16 protein-coding genes and 1 pseudogene are annotated in these 15,952 nt (G+C 34.6%); 4 read left to right on the plus strand and 13 right to left on the minus strand.

Going from position 1 to position 15,952, the window contains the following annotated elements; translation table 11 throughout:
- Positions 1-90 precede the first annotated feature (90 nt).
- The 4 genes and pseudogenes from BAU28_RS06475 to BAU28_RS06490 all read right to left on the minus strand — a co-directional run bounded on the left by BAU28_RS06475 (position 91) and on the right by BAU28_RS06490 (position 3,695).
- Entirely contained in the window at positions 91-1,704 is a 1,614-nt protein-coding gene (locus BAU28_RS06475; protein WP_071718095.1) for a long-chain fatty acid--CoA ligase, read from the minus strand.
- 167 nt (positions 1,705-1,871) lie between these two features.
- Entirely contained in the window at positions 1,872-2,660 is a 789-nt protein-coding gene (locus tag BAU28_RS06480; protein WP_071718134.1) for a helix-turn-helix domain-containing protein, read from the minus strand.
- Between the two features lie 275 nt (positions 2,661-2,935).
- Positions 2,936-3,495 (minus strand): annotated as a pseudogene (locus tag BAU28_RS06485) (GNAT family N-acetyltransferase).
- The gene (locus BAU28_RS06490) at positions 3,492-3,695 is read right to left on the minus strand and encodes a hypothetical protein (protein WP_048371406.1); all 204 of its coding nucleotides are present in this window, start codon (positions 3,693-3,695) and stop codon (positions 3,492-3,494) included. Before BAU28_RS06490 ends, BAU28_RS06485 begins: the two are co-directional and overlap by 4 nt.
- 152 nt (positions 3,696-3,847) lie before the next feature.
- Between BAU28_RS06490 and BAU28_RS06495 the strand changes: the two genes are divergently transcribed.
- Together BAU28_RS06495 and BAU28_RS06500 are read left to right on the plus strand one after the other, a co-directional pair.
- Positions 3,848-4,660 carry a GNAT family N-acetyltransferase gene (locus tag BAU28_RS06495; RefSeq protein ID WP_071718096.1) on the plus strand — a complete coding sequence of 271 codons (813 nt, stop codon included), beginning with the start codon at positions 3,848-3,850 and terminating at the stop codon, positions 4,658-4,660.
- Between the two features lie 171 nt (positions 4,661-4,831).
- Positions 4,832-5,044, plus strand: coding sequence for a CsbD family protein (locus tag BAU28_RS06500; RefSeq protein ID WP_025148056.1), 213 nt, complete (start codon positions 4,832-4,834; stop codon positions 5,042-5,044).
- Between the two features lie 22 nt (positions 5,045-5,066).
- On the opposite strand, the gene BAU28_RS06505 is transcribed toward BAU28_RS06500, so the two are convergent.
- Genes BAU28_RS06505 through BAU28_RS06515 form a run of 3 tightly spaced genes read right to left on the minus strand, consistent with a single transcriptional unit; the run spans position 5,067 to position 6,607 of the window.
- Positions 5,067-5,318 carry a DUF2164 domain-containing protein gene (locus BAU28_RS06505; RefSeq protein WP_002018980.1) on the minus strand — a complete coding sequence of 84 codons (252 nt, stop codon included), beginning with the start codon at positions 5,316-5,318 and terminating at the stop codon, positions 5,067-5,069.
- Between the two features lie 17 nt (positions 5,319-5,335).
- Positions 5,336-5,788, minus strand: a complete 453-nt coding sequence (locus tag BAU28_RS06510) for a peptidoglycan recognition protein family protein (RefSeq protein WP_071718097.1) — start codon at positions 5,786-5,788, stop codon at positions 5,336-5,338.
- A gap of 15 nt (positions 5,789-5,803) precedes the next feature.
- Positions 5,804-6,607, minus strand: coding sequence for a protein phosphatase 2C domain-containing protein (locus tag BAU28_RS06515; RefSeq protein WP_071718098.1), 804 nt, complete (start codon positions 6,605-6,607; stop codon positions 5,804-5,806).
- 144 nt (positions 6,608-6,751) lie between these two features.
- Here BAU28_RS06515 and BAU28_RS06520 point away from each other — a divergent pair, with 144 nt between their 5' ends.
- Positions 6,752-7,561, plus strand: coding sequence for a YitT family protein (locus BAU28_RS06520; protein ID WP_025148053.1), 810 nt, complete (start codon positions 6,752-6,754; stop codon positions 7,559-7,561).
- Between the two features lie 20 nt (positions 7,562-7,581).
- Here the strand turns inward: BAU28_RS06520 and BAU28_RS06525 are convergent, their stop codons facing one another.
- Positions 7,582-7,953: a VOC family protein gene (locus tag BAU28_RS06525; RefSeq protein ID WP_071718099.1), complete on the minus strand. Its 372-nt coding sequence runs from the start codon at positions 7,951-7,953 to the stop codon at positions 7,582-7,584.
- A gap of 235 nt (positions 7,954-8,188) precedes the next feature.
- Between BAU28_RS06525 and BAU28_RS06530 the strand changes: the two genes are divergently transcribed.
- Complete coding sequence (locus tag BAU28_RS06530; protein WP_071718100.1) at positions 8,189-9,721, plus strand: BA3702 family sensor histidine kinase; 1,533 nt, start codon at positions 8,189-8,191, stop codon at positions 9,719-9,721.
- A gap of 143 nt (positions 9,722-9,864) precedes the next feature.
- Here BAU28_RS06530 and BAU28_RS06535 read toward each other — a convergent pair whose 3' ends face one another.
- From BAU28_RS06535 to BAU28_RS06555, 5 genes are all read right to left on the minus strand, one after another.
- Positions 9,865-10,656 (minus strand): phosphotransferase, encoded by a 792-nt coding sequence (locus BAU28_RS06535; protein WP_071718101.1) that lies wholly within the window; start codon positions 10,654-10,656, stop codon positions 9,865-9,867.
- Positions 10,657-10,863: 207 nt separating this feature from the next.
- The gene (locus BAU28_RS06540; RefSeq protein WP_071718102.1) at positions 10,864-11,481 is read right to left on the minus strand and encodes an alpha/beta hydrolase; all 618 of its coding nucleotides are present in this window, start codon (positions 11,479-11,481) and stop codon (positions 10,864-10,866) included.
- 32 nt (positions 11,482-11,513) lie between these two features.
- The gene (locus BAU28_RS06545) at positions 11,514-12,452 is read right to left on the minus strand and encodes a ring-cleaving dioxygenase (RefSeq protein ID WP_071718103.1); all 939 of its coding nucleotides are present in this window, start codon (positions 12,450-12,452) and stop codon (positions 11,514-11,516) included.
- A gap of 512 nt (positions 12,453-12,964) precedes the next feature.
- A complete protein-coding gene (locus BAU28_RS06550; RefSeq protein WP_071718104.1) occupies positions 12,965-14,539 on the minus strand; it encodes an FMN-binding glutamate synthase family protein in 1,575 nt (524 codons plus the stop codon).
- A 71-nt stretch (positions 14,540-14,610) separates the two neighbouring features.
- Entirely contained in the window at positions 14,611-15,738 is a 1,128-nt protein-coding gene (locus BAU28_RS06555; protein ID WP_071718105.1) for an alkene reductase, read from the minus strand.
- Positions 15,739-15,952: the final 214 nt, after the last annotated feature.

Below are 15,952 nucleotides of genomic sequence, written 5' to 3' on the forward strand. Positions count from 1 at the left end.
ACATATTACAGGTGTTATCTTATCTTTCTACTTATCTTTTGTCAACTTAATTATATTATAAGTTTACAAGCAGAGATTTCCTTTTCAAATTCATTTACCTTTATGCAAATGCTCAAGCTCTTTCCTAAGCGCCTGTTTTAAAAACTTTCCAACAGATGTTTTCGGTATTTCTTCCATAAATACAATATCGTCTGGCAACCACCATTTTGCAAACTGTGGTTTTAAAAACTCATATAGTTCTTCTTTTGTAACAGTACTATTTTTCTTTTGAACAACACAGGCAACTGGGCGCTCTTGCCACTGCGGATGAGGTACTGCAACGACAGCCGCTTCAAATATAGCGTCATGTGCCATTAAAGCATTTTCAAGATCAACTGAGGAAATCCATTCTCCGCCGCTTTTAATAACATCCTTCGTACGATCAACAATTTTTACGCAACCTTCCTCATCGACTGTAACGACATCGCCAGTATATAACCATCCATCACGAAACCCTTCCACCGTACGCTCATCGTTATAATAGCTTGCAGCGATCCAAGGTGCTCGTAAACATAGTTCTCCCATTTCAGTACTATCCCACTTCACTTCACCCTCTGCACCAACTACCTTCATCTCTACACCAGGAACAAGATACCCTTGTTTCGAACGAATCTCAAGCTGTTCTTCATACGCCAAATCTGTTTCGTAGCTTTTTAGACGTGCAAGCGTTACAAGTGGACTTGTTTCAGTCATGCCATATGCATGTACGAAAGGAACATTATATTTTTGCTCAAATGCTTTAATAACACTTTTCGGTGCAGCTGCACCTCCGCATAGTATTCTCGTAATACTAGATAAATCGTAACTATTATTTTCTAACTCTTGTAAAACACCGAGCCAAATTGTCGGCACACCCGCAGCTATCGTTACTTTTTCCGTTTGAATCATTTCTAATAAAATTTTCGGAGTAAACATCGGTCCTGGAAGAACTTGTTTTGCCCCAAACCAAGTTGCTGCAAAAGGAAGTCCCCAAGCATTCACATGAAACATTGGTACAATGGCCATCGCTGCATCACTTTCTGATAAAGCTGTCGTATCTGCTAATCCGAGTGCCATACAGTGCAGCACTGTGCTACGATGTGTATAAACAACACCTTTTGGATTTCCTGTAGTCGCTGACGTATAACACATACCAGCAGGTGTAGTTTCATCAATATCTTTTACAAATTGGAATTTCGGATCGCCTTCTGCTAAAAGCTTCTCATAATGGAATACAGGATGAAGTGTAGTTTTCGGAAGTTCATCTTTATCAGTCATAATAATATATGCTTGTACAGTGGATAATTCAGATTGGATATTCTCAACGAGCGGTACAAGATCTTCATCAATAAGTAAAATGCGGTCTTCTGCATGCTGAATAATATATGATATATGTTGAGGAGATAAACGAATATTAATTGTGTGCAAAACGGAAGCAATACCTGGAATAGCAAAATATGCTTCCACATGTCGATGATGATTCCACGCTAATGTTCCGATGCGCTCACCTTCTTTAATTCCAAGATTTGTTAGCGCACTTGAAAGTCTTCTTGTCCTTTCTCCTAGCTGCTTATACGTCAATGTCGTAACTGTATCATGTGTCCGTGAAATGATTTCTTTCTTCGGGAATAGTTTTTCTGCCCTTTCCATCATAGAACTAATTGTTAGCGGTACATTCATCATCATAATGTTTACAGCCTCCCTTTAAAGCGTTTTCATTTCGTTCATTATAACAGACTTCTACAAATATTTACGATATTTTTCTGTATTTTCTGAATTATTTCTTTGGAAATAATTCAGAACAATAAAAAACATGTTTTGAATACAATGATCCAAAACATGTTTTTTCATATTTATAAATTATCTACCTTTTTTCTCACTTTCTTTTTCAGTTTAAAAATGAAACGATTACTATATTCTTTATTTTCCACTAAAATTCTGTACGTTTCTAACACTCCCAAAACACGAACAAAAAGATAGAAACCAATCGCAATAAGTACAACGCAGTAAGGATAATACTGTACTAACTCTCCTGAAGTGATACGCTTCTTCTCAAATAAAAATGGTATTGCACCCGCTGCTATGAAACAAAATCCCACGATCACTACTGCAGCATACTTCTTCTTAATAGTCGCATATCTTTTTGTCAATTCTTTTAGAAAGTTTTGATCAAATAATAGTTCTTCCTTTTTTAATACATTGTATCGACTCTCTTCTATCGTTACAGGTACCATCATTGCTCCAATTCCAAGGACAGCAATAATAATTACAAGGAATGTAGACATTGTTACATTTTCCTTAAATAATAAATACGGTATTGTAGATAAAATGAGCAAACTAAATCCTAACGCGATATATTTAGAAATTTTTTGTCCATACACTACATAACCTTCTGCCATTTCCTTACTTACGTAATAGCCATGTTCCTTTTCATTACTTTGCTCAGCGGTTTCTTTTAATAAGTAATCAAGGGATACTTCAAATACATTTCCAATCATTATTAATTTTTCAGTTTCAGGAAAACCTTGACCGTTTTCCCATTTACTAACTGCTTGCCTTGTTGTGTTTAATTTCTCAGCTAACGCTTCTTGAGAAAGGCCCTTTTCCTTTCTTAATTTAAAAAGTTTCTCACCAAATCCTATATGTGTGTCCCCCTTTGTTTTCTTAACTAAATTGTATGTAAACATTGCTCTTATCTCTATCTTCCTACGGTTGCACTTTGTCAACTTACGGTTGCGATTATGTTATATAAGGTGCTTATATACGATTTAACTGTCTATCTTGTATGTTTACAACCTCACCAAAAATCAGCCTCTACAGTAACCAATTATAACAATTAAAGGGAATATTTGTTATAATAAATAAAAAAATCTCCCCTAAACAATTTAATTTAAAGGAGGTTTCCATATAAAACTTTCTATTCATTTATATATTGGGTTCTCGATATACTATATCTTTTCGTATTACGATACTTACCTTTAACGAACAAATCCTCTTTAATCGTACACTCATACTCCATATTCAATCGTTTCATTAATCTCTCAGATGCTTCATTTTCTGAATTACATCTCGCTTCAATGCTATTAAGATGTAACTCATTAAAACCATAGCTAAAAAAAGCTAACGTAGCTTCGGTAGCTAATCCTCTTCCCCAATATTTTCTTAATAAGGCGTATGCAATTTCTGCTTTATGTGTAGTTTGATCATATTTTATAAATCCACACGTTCCTAAAAGTTTTTGTTCCCCTTTTAATACGATTCCAAGGGAGCTACTTTTTCTTTTTCATATTGACTCACAATTTCTTCTATAAATTTGTATGTGTCATGTAACGATTGATGAGCATCCCATACAGTATAAGTTGTCAGCTCATTATCTGAGGCATACTCATATATATGTAAAATATCACTTATATCAAGTTTTCTTAATATGAGACGTTCCGTATACAACGTTGGATACGACCAATTCTCAACAATCATAACGGCTTTTGTTTAAACTTTTCATAATTTCGTACTTTTAATAAAAGGATATGACCACAATCCGTACAAACGTAAGCATCTACCGGAGATGATGTAAACATCGTCTCTTTTTTCCGTATTTGTGCATAACCGACAAACTCACCTTCTCCTATATTATGAGAACCGCAATTAGAGCATGTCTGCACGTCGTTCTTCCTCATGAGAGCACCACCTTTAATCTATTTCTACTTCCTTCGACAGTGCACTTCCACTTCCCTTCCAAAAAACCTGTAGTTCTCTTAAATTGCAACAGGAATCCTAGCACAAAAATCGTATTTATACTATGTATTATATTTATTGATGGAGGAATTTTATGACTACTATTATGACATTCGATATAGCAAAAGAAATTGAAAGCGCAGAAATTGATATGCTATCTTCTAGATTAAAGGCATTACAAGCGATAGCAGAAAATCCAATGCAAGTACAAATAGAAAAATTCGGAAGTGCAACTGCATTCTCATCAAAAGTAATCTCTGGTCCTACTTTTAATACAGTAAAAGGCATTACCTTTTCAAATACAAATGAGATAGATGAAATCATCTCTTATTATCGTTCACTACAAATCCCTTGCCGTTTTGAAATTACACCAGCTCAAGCCACAACTGAACTATTTCAATATTTATCACAAAAGGGATTTTTTCAATCTAGCTTCCATACAACTTTATATAATAAACCTAGACAAAATTCATCTCCTCTTCCTTCTAATATTTCGGTACGCAAACTCAAAGAAAATGAGTTTCATACTTTTGCAGACATTTATGTTCGAGGATTTAATATGCCATCATTTACAAAAGATGGCGTTCGTCAAAATAACGAAATTCTTTATAATCAGCAGGGATGGCATTTTTTCATAGCCGAAGTGCAAAATATTCCAGCAAGCATCGGTGTCATATATATAAATAAAGGCATTGCCTCACTAGCTGCTTCTGCTACTTTGCCAGAATTTCAGCGTAAAGGTTGTCATACTGCATTAATTCAGAAACGAATAGAAACAGCTATAGCAACAAACTGTCATTTAATAGTCGGACAAACTCGATTTGGTAGCAGTAGTCAAAATAACATGGAACGCGCTCATTTGAAAATCGCTTATACAAAATCAATATGGACTGCGAAATACTTATAATTAACTTTCTTTTTCTTACCATTACGAATGTATACATTTTATGACAATTCCATTTCTACCCTATTAATCATTTGAATATTCAAACTTCATTTGTTACGCTATTACTAGATACATCATTCAACTTGCTATATGAAAAGAGAATTCTAATCAAACTACATGGAGGAGAAATGTATGACAAAGCATGAGCATGGTTTAAAAGAAAAAGTAGAAGGTACCATTGATAAAGTAAAGGGCGAAGTAAAGGAAGTTGTCGGGAAAGTAACAGACAATAAGAAATTACAAGCTGAAGGAAAATGGGATAAGATAAAAGGTACTGCCAAAATTACTGTCGGTAATGTCAAAGAAAAAGTACATGAATATAAAGAGCATAAAGAAAATAAATAAAAAAGAGCCAAATGGCTCTTTTTTATTTACCTTCGCTCTTCTCTAACACATACAAATCTTCTTCAATATTAGATAGTTTTTCAGTTACAAGTTTTCTTGCATCTCCAATTGCTTGATTGTATGCAAATGGTCCTACTAACTTTATCATTTCTTCTATTAAACGTTCTGCTTGGAAACGTCCAATCTCATCTAAATCTTCTTCAACGAAAAACTGCTGGATTTGTGCTACAAGCTCTTCTTTTTTATCAGTCGGTATTTTTATGTTCATCATCATTCGTTACTCCTCTATATTTAAGATAACACTTTTCTTAACTCTACCATAGAAAAGCGATTTCCTGGACAAGTTTTTGTAACTCCTTCTAATTCACGATGACCAAGTATATTTTCTTTACTTATAGAAAATTGATTCATTAATGTCTTGCATAAAGAATATAGTGAATTCATTTGCGCAGTAGTAGGATCGTATGTATCAAAATTTCCCGTCATACATATTCCAATTGTATCACTATTATTATCTTTCGCATGTGCTCCAATATGTAAACCTCGTCCTTCGACTACAGTTCCATCTTCTTCAATAAAATAATTGTAGCCAATTCCGCTCCACCCTCTTACTTTTTGATGAAATTCGTGAGTTTTATACACATCCCATCCAACTTCTGACGTATGGTGGATAATAAGTTTATTTACTTTTTCTAAAGGAACTAACTCATCTTGAAATGTTATATTTGCACATTTAATTTCCATATGAACGTCCTCCTCTTAAAAATCGATCATAATAACTGTTTTATCATCTGGTCTTATTCTGTTTTCCCCTTCTAACTCTTCAATGATTGCTACATATTCTTTTATACTATTCTTTCTTATATATGCCACAGTTTGTTCTAGTGACCAATCTGAGTGAAACAATCCGTCTGAACAAATAAAGATCCCACTTACGTCGGCTACATGTAATTCCCCATGTTGTAAATAGGTCATCGCTTCCTTCATACCATTTGCGACTGAGTAGCCATTCGGCATATTTGCAAGATAACGATTGTATTTTAACTGCTCTCGAACATCCTGAAAAACGTGTTCTTCCGGTACAGATAGCCCTTTTTTACGGTCTTCTTCTCTTTTCTTTTTTGCGCGTTTACTAATTCCTTTAACTGTATCTTTCGTTAATACTTGCATCGTTCCATCTTGATGTATCGTAACAATCATACAATCACCTAGCTGCACATATTCAAGTTTCTCGCCATCTACTCGAACTGCTGCTATACATGTACACCATAAATGATCTTTTTTTCCCGTATCAACCTTATATTCTAGCATTTTGTTCTGCAATAATTCATTCGCTTTTGCAACTGCAACTTGTAAACTGATATTCTCCCGTAACGAAGTAAAATAACTTGCAAATAAATGCGAAGCGATGTATGCTCCATTATGTCCTTCTTCATCACAAAATGGGACAAGTGGCGTTGCGCCATCACATACACCGTAAACTATATTATCTTCATTACAAAAAAATGAATCCTCACATTCGTGTTTTAAAGGACTTTTCTTTTGATACGTTGTTATCTTCATTTTTTGTATCCCCTTCCAAATTGTCGAATACTCAAACTTTTTAGATTAATCTAATTTCTCGAAATAAACTGTTTTCCCCTAAAACTTTTAATTTCATATATAATCTTGAAATAATATGATTATTTAATGAAGGACGGGAAAAAGATGGTCAGATTTCTTGGTGTTATTTTTGGTTCTATTATTATTGCAATTGCCTTTAATCTTTTCCTTATCCCCCATAAAATTTTAAGTAGTGGAATTGGCGGAATTGCTATTATTTTAGGAATTGTAACCCCTGTAAACACAGGTATTATTAACTTCGTATTGAACTTACCAATCCTCATTTTAGGATACATAGGTCTTGGAAAAAAAGTAATTTTTAACACAGTTGTCTCTGTAATTGTATTATCTGTTGCACTATATTATATTCCTGTAAAAGTCGTAGCAACAGATCCACTTTTATCATCTGTATTTGGAGGTGTTATCGCCGGAGCTGGTATTGGCCTTGTCTTTAACTGCCATGGTTCAACTGGTGGTTTTGATATTATCGGTATGTTGTTATCTCGTAAAAGAGATATTAAACTTGGCGGTTTCCTTATTCTGTTAAACACAGTTGTTGTTGTCATTGCAGGATTTTTCTTCACCTGGGATGTAGCACTAACGAGCTTACTTTCAATTTATGTAACTGGTAAAGTAATTGATGCCGTTCATACGAAACATCGTAAAGTTACACTTATGATTGTAACAAATCAAGCTGAAGAAATGAAAAAGAAACTCCTTTCTACTGTTGTACGTGGAATCACACTTCTTGACGGCGAAGGTGCTTATTCAAACGAGAAAAAACGTGTACTTATGACTGTCGTTTCACGTGAAGAGTTAGCAAGTATGAAACTAACTATTTCTGAAATTGATCCTCATGCATTCGTTAATATTACAGAAACTGTTGAAGTATTAGGATTGTTTAGAAAAGCGTAAAAAACTAGGTGGAACTCCACCTAGTTTTTATTTTGCATAAATTCAATTCTATTTCCAAATAGATCTGATACGTAAAATCTAATTACATCTGGGCGTGCATTATCATCTATTACCTCAATACCTTGTTGTATTAATTCTTGTTTAAATTCGTCAATTTTAGAAACATAAAAAGCTGGATGCGCCTTTTTAGCTGGTATAAAGTTTTGCTCGACTCCGATATGAATTTCTTGATTTCCACACTTAAACCAACATCCTCCACGCTTCTTTAACTCTTCTGGCTTCGGAATTTCCTCCATACCAATTTTATTACCATAAAATTCTCTTGCTTCTTCCTCACATCCTACAGGTGCCGCTACTTGTACATGATCAATTCCTTGAATATAACTTTTCATTTTTCTCCCCCTCTTCTATTCTAATGTTATAACGAAAACACATTCATGTAACTTACAGAAAATTAATAAAGCAATATAAGATTCTCTTATTACTACCTTTTATACCTTCTACTAATAATAAAAAAAGAAATTTTATTATGTAATTTCCATTTTTTATAGAAATACATGTCACACCTATATTATAGTTATTAATAGATCCATCTTTTTTAGATGCTAATTGTACGGAGGAAATATTATGAGTCGTAAAAAATATTCATCTACTCAAAAAAAGCGTCATCCGAATGTATCTGGACGCTTGCGAAACCATATACAAAATCGTTCTTTAGCAGAAATGTACGCCTCTCTTTTTGAACATAATCCTGATAGTATTATTTCATTGAGTTTAGAAGGAGTTATTTTACATATTAATCCCTCTGCTGAAAAATTTTTAGGTTACACTTCTCACGAATTAGAGCGTAAAACAATCACTTCTATTTTAGAAGCACATATTTCTGATCAAGTGCTACAATACATAAAAAATACTGCAGCTAATGATCAAAAAGAGTATATTATCTCTATTTATCATAAAGACGGATATTTACTAGATGTCGTAACAAAATTAGTTCCTATTTTTGTTAAAAACCGTTTAACAGGTGTATACGCCATTATGAAACCCCTTGAAAAATCAGATAGAATTGAGAAAGTATTAAAAGATAGTGAGAAACGATTGCGCACATTAATGAATTCAATGCCTGCGTTTGTTATATTTAAAGATCATGAAGGACGCTGGCTTGAAGCGAATGACTATGCACTTTCTTGCTTCGATTTCCATAATGTACCCTATCACGGAAAGAAAGATGGGGAACTCATTCAATATAACGAAGCGTACCGAGAAGCTTTTTTACATTGTGAAGAAGTTGATGAACTAACATGGCAAAAAGGACAAATTCTTCACGGTGAAGAATTTATCATACATAGAGATGATTTCGACCTAATTTTAAGCATTTCAAAAGTCCCACTCTTCCACCCTGATGGCTCCCGCAAAGGTCTTATAGTGATGGGAAGGGATGTTACCGAACTAAAGGAAACTGAAAAATTATTACGAAAATCCGAAAAGCTTGCAGTAGTAGGACAACTGACAGCTGGAATTGCGCATGAAATTAGAAACCCGCTAACTTCATTGAAAGGATTTTTAACATTATTACATCCAGAGATAAATGAGGAAAATAAATGGTATGTAGACGTTATGCTAAGTGAAATTTCACAAATGGAATCCATAACAAGCCAATTTATGGCGATGTCTAAACCACAAGTGCTTGCTATTCATACTTGCAACATACAAACATTAATTGAAGAAGTAGTAACTTTTATTTTACCAACTGCTATTATGCATAGCGTTCATATCATTATGGACCATTTTAATCATACTTCTGACATTCAATGTGACAGTAATCAATTAAAACAAGTTTTTATTAACATATTAAAAAATGCCATCGAGGCGATGCCGAATGGCGGCAACATCTTCATTCAAACAACATCGTTAGAAAATGATTTCATTTCAATACGCATTATTGATGAAGGGTGTGGAATACCTGAAGAGCGCATGTCACGTCTTGGAGAACCTTTTTATAGCTTAAAAGAAAAAGGAACTGGTCTCGGCTTAATGATATGCTATAAAATCATCCAAGAGCATCACGGAAAACTATTCATTTCAAGTGAATTAAATAAAGGAACAACTGTTGATATCCAATTACCAATCACTGCATCTCAGCCTGTACCAAACTCTTAACTATGCTATATCAATATAATAAAAGGCCCCTACTAGTTGTTATAAGTATTTCAATTATTATGGAAAACATCTAAAATAACACGCTAAAAAGCTCAAAGTCCCTATATGACTCTGAGCTTTATTTTTGTATAAAACGCATTTCATTACATCCATTCTCTTCCATGTTCACGAATGAATTTAATATCGGTTTCATAATGTTCAAGGTGTCCTTCATCTATCATTTTTTGAAAGTTCCTATCGCCTTCTTTAGCTTTTCTTTTCATGTATTTACATAACCCTTCTAATCGGAGCAATACCATCTCCAAATAATCTTCTTCCATATCATCACCGTATGATTCAAAAAACAATTTAACTCTTTGCTTTATACGGTCAGCATGCTGTAATGAATTATAATAAACTGCCTCACCTGTTTCTGTATAATAAACTCTACTTAAAGGGACACAAGTGTAAAGAGTATACGCTATGTCCCAAAGTCTTGGACCCGGAGCAGCAACATCAAAATCGATAATACCTACTGGTTTTTCGTTATTAAAAACAATGTTGTATATTGCAAAATCATTGTGGCATACAACCTCTATTTTATTTGGAGTATTATCCATCGGTTTCCAATCATCTAATAACGGAAAGTCACTCACAGCATCATGATAAAGACGGAGCATCTTCGCTATCTCTTTTAAAACATCATTAGACCTCATGTATTCTTTTAAAGGATAATTACCAGCTTCTCCTTCAAAAAATGATAATATCTCTCTATCTCTTTCATCAATCCCTAAAAACTTTGGTGCATAACTAAACCCTTTGTTTTCCAAATGGTTTAATAGTTTATGAATTTTGGTACTGCCCTGCTTTAATTCCCGTCGAACAGTATCTTTCGAACGATATACGTTTGAGACATTCCCTCCCGTTAGCATTTCTTCATTTTCGTAGTTTGACATCTAATAATTCCCCTCCATTATTAAAAAATCGACACTCTTAAAACAAATTGCCGATTTTTCTACACTCCTGCTCATTAACACAACAGGAACCCCTTTGCTTTTCTTCATATTTTAACATAACTTTCCTGTTCTTTTTAACACCCTGAATAGCAACAAAAAAATCGAGTATAAAATCTTTATGATTTCACACTCGATTTAGCCTATTATTTATGCATGTGGAAACACTCTTTCATACCACTCTGTTGCTTTTTCTACTTCATTAATCGTTAATTGATGCCCTCTATTCTCCCAGTGCATTGTTACACTAGCATTCGCATTTTCTAGTAACGCCTTTAATTCCTCTGACTCTGCTGATGAACAAATCGGATCATTTGTTCCAGCAGCAATAAACACTGTTTTCTCTACTAAATTAGGAAGTTTTATCCCTCTTCTCGGTACCATTGGATGGTGAAGAATGGCACCTTTTAATGCATTTTCGTAATGGAATAATAAACTTGCTGCAATATTTGCTCCATTTGAGTACCCAACAGCTACAATATTATCTCTATCAAATCCATATGTTTTTGCTGCTTCATTCAAAAATTCATTCAATTCCTTCGTACGGAAAACGAGATCCTCTTCATCAAAAATACCTTCTGCTAATCTACGGAAGAAACGAGGCATTCCATTTTCTAACACATTCCCACGAACACTTAATACAGAAGCTTCTGGATCAACTCTTTCGGCAAGCGGTAATAAATCTAATTCATTTCCACCCGTACCATGTAGCAATAATAGTGTTGGTTTTGACGCATCTTTTCCTTTTTGAAAAACATGTTTCATCATTATCCTTTATCCCCTTTCAATCACTTATATAATTAGTCTAATTCTCTTACTTCAATTGGTAATAGTGTTTGTTCAATCTGTTTTCTATGTGGTTCATATCGCTCAGGAAGCATTAATTCTTCACCCATCGTTGCTTGCGTTTCATCATGTGCAAATCCCGGAGGATCCGTTGCAATTTCAAATAAAATTTCCCCGTGCTCTCTAAAGTAAATGGCATTAAAATAATTTCGATCTTGAACAGGAGTAACACCATATCCAAAGCGTGAAACATGTTCTTTCCAGTCTAATTGATCAGCATCATTAATAGCTCTCCATGCAATATGGTGAACCGTACCAACACCCATTTGCCCGCGTCCAATAGAATTTAACTTTAAATCAATTACATTTCCAATTTCAGCTGAAGAACGGAATCGAACAAACTCTCCCTCTTCTCCAACTTTTTCAAGTCCCATTACATGTTCTAACAGTTCGGCAGTTTTTTGAGGCTGTGCAGATAAAAGGACAGCACCACCAAATCCTTTAATCGCAACTTCTGGCGTAACTCCTCCAAAACTCCAATTATTCGCTTGGCCTTCTTCTCTTTCAACAATCTCTAGATGCAAACCATGCGGGTCATCAAATTCTAAATACTGTTCTCCAAAGCGCGTCATTTTTGTATATGAAATATCGAAGTGCTCCAATCTCTTTTCCCAAAATCCTATAGTACCTTTAGGTACAACGTATGAAGTTATTCCTACTTGCCCATCTCCTATGACACCTTGTTGAGCACCTGTCCAAGGGAAAAATGTAATAATTGTTCCTGGCTTTCCTCCTTCATCCCCAAAGTAAAGGTGATACGTACCTGGATCATCAAAATTCACTGTTTGTTTTACTAAACGCAAACCTAATACACCTGCATAGAAATCTACATTTTCTTGTGGATGACCTACGATTGCTGTAATATGATGAATCCCCATTGTTTTCTTTTCCATTTCGCCCACTCCTTTTTTCATTTCATTTTTAAAGAACTGCTATACGCTAAAATTCATTATTCATTTTGTCCATTTGATTAAGTTCAATCCGTAATGTCATTTTATCTCGAATTTGAGATATTTTTTAAAAACTCACACATTCCATTCTATTTAAATTTATCTCGAATTCGAGATAAATAACAAAAAAACTACAGTTCCTACAATATGCTTAGTTTACTATTATATAAAATATCGGTTTTATAATTTAGAATACCTTCGAATTTATCTTGAATTCGAGATTTATTATAATCTAATTATTTTTCATTGTCAATGAGGATCCCGTTTAATTTTTCCATCAAAAATAATTTTCTGACAACTGCTGCATATTAAATATATATTATAAAAGGTACAAACGACAAGCGGAAATATTCGAGCAATATTTTTCTAACTTCCCTATATTCCTATAATCAAAAAAGCCATACAAATGTATGACTTTTGACCAACATTTTTTATTTAGCTACATCCTTACACATTTACTTCTCGCTTACGTCGGGAAACAATTCCGAAAGAGAAATCACCCTCCCAGTCTCATCTTTAAACACAATATGCTCTCTCGTTAAATGGCGCGGACTCTTTACTCCCGCTGCCGCCGCTAATGAAAACAAACTATATCTCATACTAATTATATAGTTCATTACTCGCCATTTCTTCTCATACGGATCTAACGCTTTTTGATAGTGAGGATTCGTTGTCGCAACACCTGATGGACATTGTCCTGAATTACATTGAAGTGCCATAATACAGCCGCTTGCCATCATAAATCCACGGGCTGAATTTACAGCATCTGCTCCAATTGCTAAAGCGATTGCCACTTTATCTGGTGTGATTAATTTCCCAGAGGCAAACACCTTTAATTTATCCCGGACCCCATAATGATTCGCTGTATCAATAAATGTAATTAATGCTGGAATAAGCGGCAGCCCCATACTATCTGCCATCGATTTATACGTTGCACCTGATCCACCTTCTGAACCATCGATTGTAATAAAATCTGGATAGATGTTTAATTCTTTCATTGTTTTCAATAAGTCTTCCAACGGCTCCTGTTGACCAATTACAATTTTCATACCGACTGGTTTACCGCCGTTTTCTTGCAAATTTTGAATAAAATATAAAGCCTCTACCGCATTATTAATAAATGAAAATCGATTTGGCGAATTAATCGTCTCTCCTTCTCGTACTTTCCGAACGGAAGCAATTTTCTCATTTACCTTCTGTCCTTCTAAATGACCACCACGTATTTTTGCTCCTTGCCCAAATTTCAACTCAAATGCTTTAATATTGCTTTCTCTCGCTTTTTCAATAAATTCCTTCATTGAAAAATTCCCTTCCTCATCACGATATCCGAATAACCCTGGACCAATTTGTGCGATAATATTTGCACCTGTATGTAAATGTTCCGGTATTACGCCTCCTTCTCCAGTATTAATCCATGAACCACCTGCCATTTTCGCTCCAAACCCAGTTGATAAAATATAATTTTCTCCAATTGCACCGTAAGAAGTCGCTGATGCACCGAACATGCCATGTAGTTTCCATGGATATTTACGATTTTCACCGACTATAATTGCATCGTCTTCTTCGTATAACCAAAGGTTTGTTGTATCCGCTGTCAATTTCTCTCTTCTTGAAAATAATCCCTCTTTTTGAATCACATACTTTTTCCCCTCACGCTCTTGCGTTAGATTCACACTTAATTCATCTGTTAATGTTGGAAATAATGTATTAGCAATATAATAGCCAGAAGCATCAAAATCTCGTTTTGATCCAAAACCAAGTATTTCAGAACGATATTTTGCTAAAAACATAACACTTTGAAAATCGTAACGCGAAAAAGGTTTTCCATCAGTATCATGGTCAAACCAATATTGCCGGAATTCCGGTCCTATCTTTTCAAGTAAATAGCGCATCCTTCCTAAATATGGATGCAATTTTAAGATAGAATGATGCGTCCGTTTTTTAATAAAAAATGTAATGATAAAAAAGATAATTAGAAGTAGCATCAAAAAGAGCAATATACTAATAATAACGAGTAGCGCTTCATTCATTCTGCTTCCCCCTATATATGAAGTTCCATAATAAAAAGAGAACACTCGATGTGTTCTCTTTTTATCCTTATTCACACTAACGTAGCAAGATGCTCTTTCGCATCATATTCGATTAAACTTTCAGCATTTTTAATTCGATGAACAAAATCTGGGTTCGCAATTAACGGTCTTCCAAATGCCGCTACATCAATTGTTCCCTCTTGCAATGCTTCTTCTGCCTCTTTCGGATTCAAATTCCCTACTCCTACGATAGTACCATCCCAATATTTTCTTACTAATTGATGAAAATTCTTTCCGTCAGCAATAACTGCTGTATAATTCATCGTTGACGGATGGATCATTGTTAATCCAACTTCTTTGAACATATTTACAAAAGTCTCAATCGCAAGTTCTGGATTTTCCCACATATAAGTAGGGTTATCACCTTTAAAGGCAGAGAAGCGAAGAAGTGTTTTATCAGCTCCAACCGCTTCTATTACAGCCTCTGTTACTTCTTTCATAAATGTTAGCCTTTGCTTTAAGTTTCCACCGTATTTATCTGTTCGCTTATTCGCAAATTCATAAGTGAATTGATCAATTAAATATCCGTGTGCACCGTGAATTTCAACGCCATCGAATCCAGCTTCGATCGCATTTTTCGCAGCTTGTGCATATTGACCGATAACTTCTTTTATTTCTTCTATTGTCATTGCTTCTGGTGTATCAAACGGTTTTCGGAAACGCGGAACATTTCCCTCTGCAGCGATTGCTGACGGTGCTTGCGGCAATTGACCACCAATTATTTCATGATGACTCATGCGTCCGACATGCCATATTTGTGCAATAATCGCTCCGCCTTCTTTATGTACTGCCTCCGTAACAGGTCTCCAAGAATCGACTTGCTCTTTCGTATAAATACCTGGTACTCCTGGATTTCCTTTTGCTCTCGGGCTAATGACAATTCCCTCTGTAATAATTAATCCAATGCCATCAGCAGCACGTTTTCGGTAATATTCGACTACGTCAGCACCAACTACGCCAGTCTCATTATTTGCAAAGCATCTCGTCATCGGTGCCATCGCTATGCGACTACGAAGAGACCAAGATCCAATTTGAATCGGATCAAACAACTTCGTTTCTTCAATATTTTCAAAAGATCCCCAATCGTTTATATTTGTCCCTTCATAAATACTTGCCGATTTATTATTTGAACTTGTCATTTTTCTTCCCCCTTACAAAAAAATTTACTATAATCGCATCATACTTACTTTTAAATAGTAACGTCAATTTATACGTCTTTACCATAAAACATTCGAATATCAAAAAAATAGAATAACAAAAATAAAATTAAAAAGGTTTCCTAATTAGGAAACCTTTTTTAGTTGACCATATAAGGCTAACAATTCGTTTATTTCTTTTATATAAAGAAAATAA

Origin of the sequence: Bacillus paramycoides, assembly GCF_001884235.1 — a bacterium.
Lineage (GTDB): Bacteria > Bacillota > Bacilli > Bacillales > Bacillaceae_G > Bacillus_A > Bacillus_A paramycoides.

What these genes read in the sequence shown, in the direction of transcription:
- BAU28_RS06520 (WP_025148053.1), top strand. Translation starts at nt 6,752, where the DNA reads ATGGTCAGATTTCTTGGTGTTATTTTTGGTTCTATTATTATTGCAATT.
- BAU28_RS06545 (WP_071718103.1), bottom strand. Translation starts at nt 12,452, where the DNA reads ATGGAAAAGAAAACAATGGGGATTCATCATATTACAGCAATCGTAGGT.
- BAU28_RS06535 (WP_071718101.1), bottom strand. Translation starts at nt 10,656, where the DNA reads ATGTCAAACTACGAAAATGAAGAAATGCTAACGGGAGGGAATGTCTCA.
- BAU28_RS06475 (WP_071718095.1), bottom strand. Translation starts at nt 1,704, where the DNA reads ATGATGATGAATGTACCGCTAACAATTAGTTCTATGATGGAAAGGGCA.
- BAU28_RS06555 (WP_071718105.1), bottom strand. Translation starts at nt 15,738, where the DNA reads ATGACAAGTTCAAATAATAAATCGGCAAGTATTTATGAAGGGACAAAT.
- BAU28_RS06550 (WP_071718104.1), bottom strand. Translation starts at nt 14,539, where the DNA reads ATGAATGAAGCGCTACTCGTTATTATTAGTATATTGCTCTTTTTGATG.
- BAU28_RS06530 (WP_071718100.1), top strand. Translation starts at nt 8,189, where the DNA reads ATGAGTCGTAAAAAATATTCATCTACTCAAAAAAAGCGTCATCCGAAT.
- BAU28_RS06505 (WP_002018980.1), bottom strand. Translation starts at nt 5,318, where the DNA reads ATGATGATGAACATAAAAATACCGACTGATAAAAAAGAAGAGCTTGTA.
- BAU28_RS06515 (WP_071718098.1), bottom strand. Translation starts at nt 6,607, where the DNA reads ATGAAGATAACAACGTATCAAAAGAAAAGTCCTTTAAAACACGAATGT.
- BAU28_RS06495 (WP_071718096.1), top strand. Translation starts at nt 3,848, where the DNA reads ATGACTACTATTATGACATTCGATATAGCAAAAGAAATTGAAAGCGCA.
- BAU28_RS06500 (WP_025148056.1), top strand. Translation starts at nt 4,832, where the DNA reads ATGACAAAGCATGAGCATGGTTTAAAAGAAAAAGTAGAAGGTACCATT.
- BAU28_RS06525 (WP_071718099.1), bottom strand. Translation starts at nt 7,953, where the DNA reads ATGAAAAGTTATATTCAAGGAATTGATCATGTACAAGTAGCGGCACCT.
- BAU28_RS06510 (WP_071718097.1), bottom strand. Translation starts at nt 5,788, where the DNA reads ATGGAAATTAAATGTGCAAATATAACATTTCAAGATGAGTTAGTTCCT.
- BAU28_RS06540 (WP_071718102.1), bottom strand. Translation starts at nt 11,481, where the DNA reads ATGATGAAACATGTTTTTCAAAAAGGAAAAGATGCGTCAAAACCAACA.
- BAU28_RS06490 (WP_048371406.1), bottom strand. Translation starts at nt 3,695, where the DNA reads ATGAGGAAGAACGACGTGCAGACATGCTCTAATTGCGGTTCTCATAAT.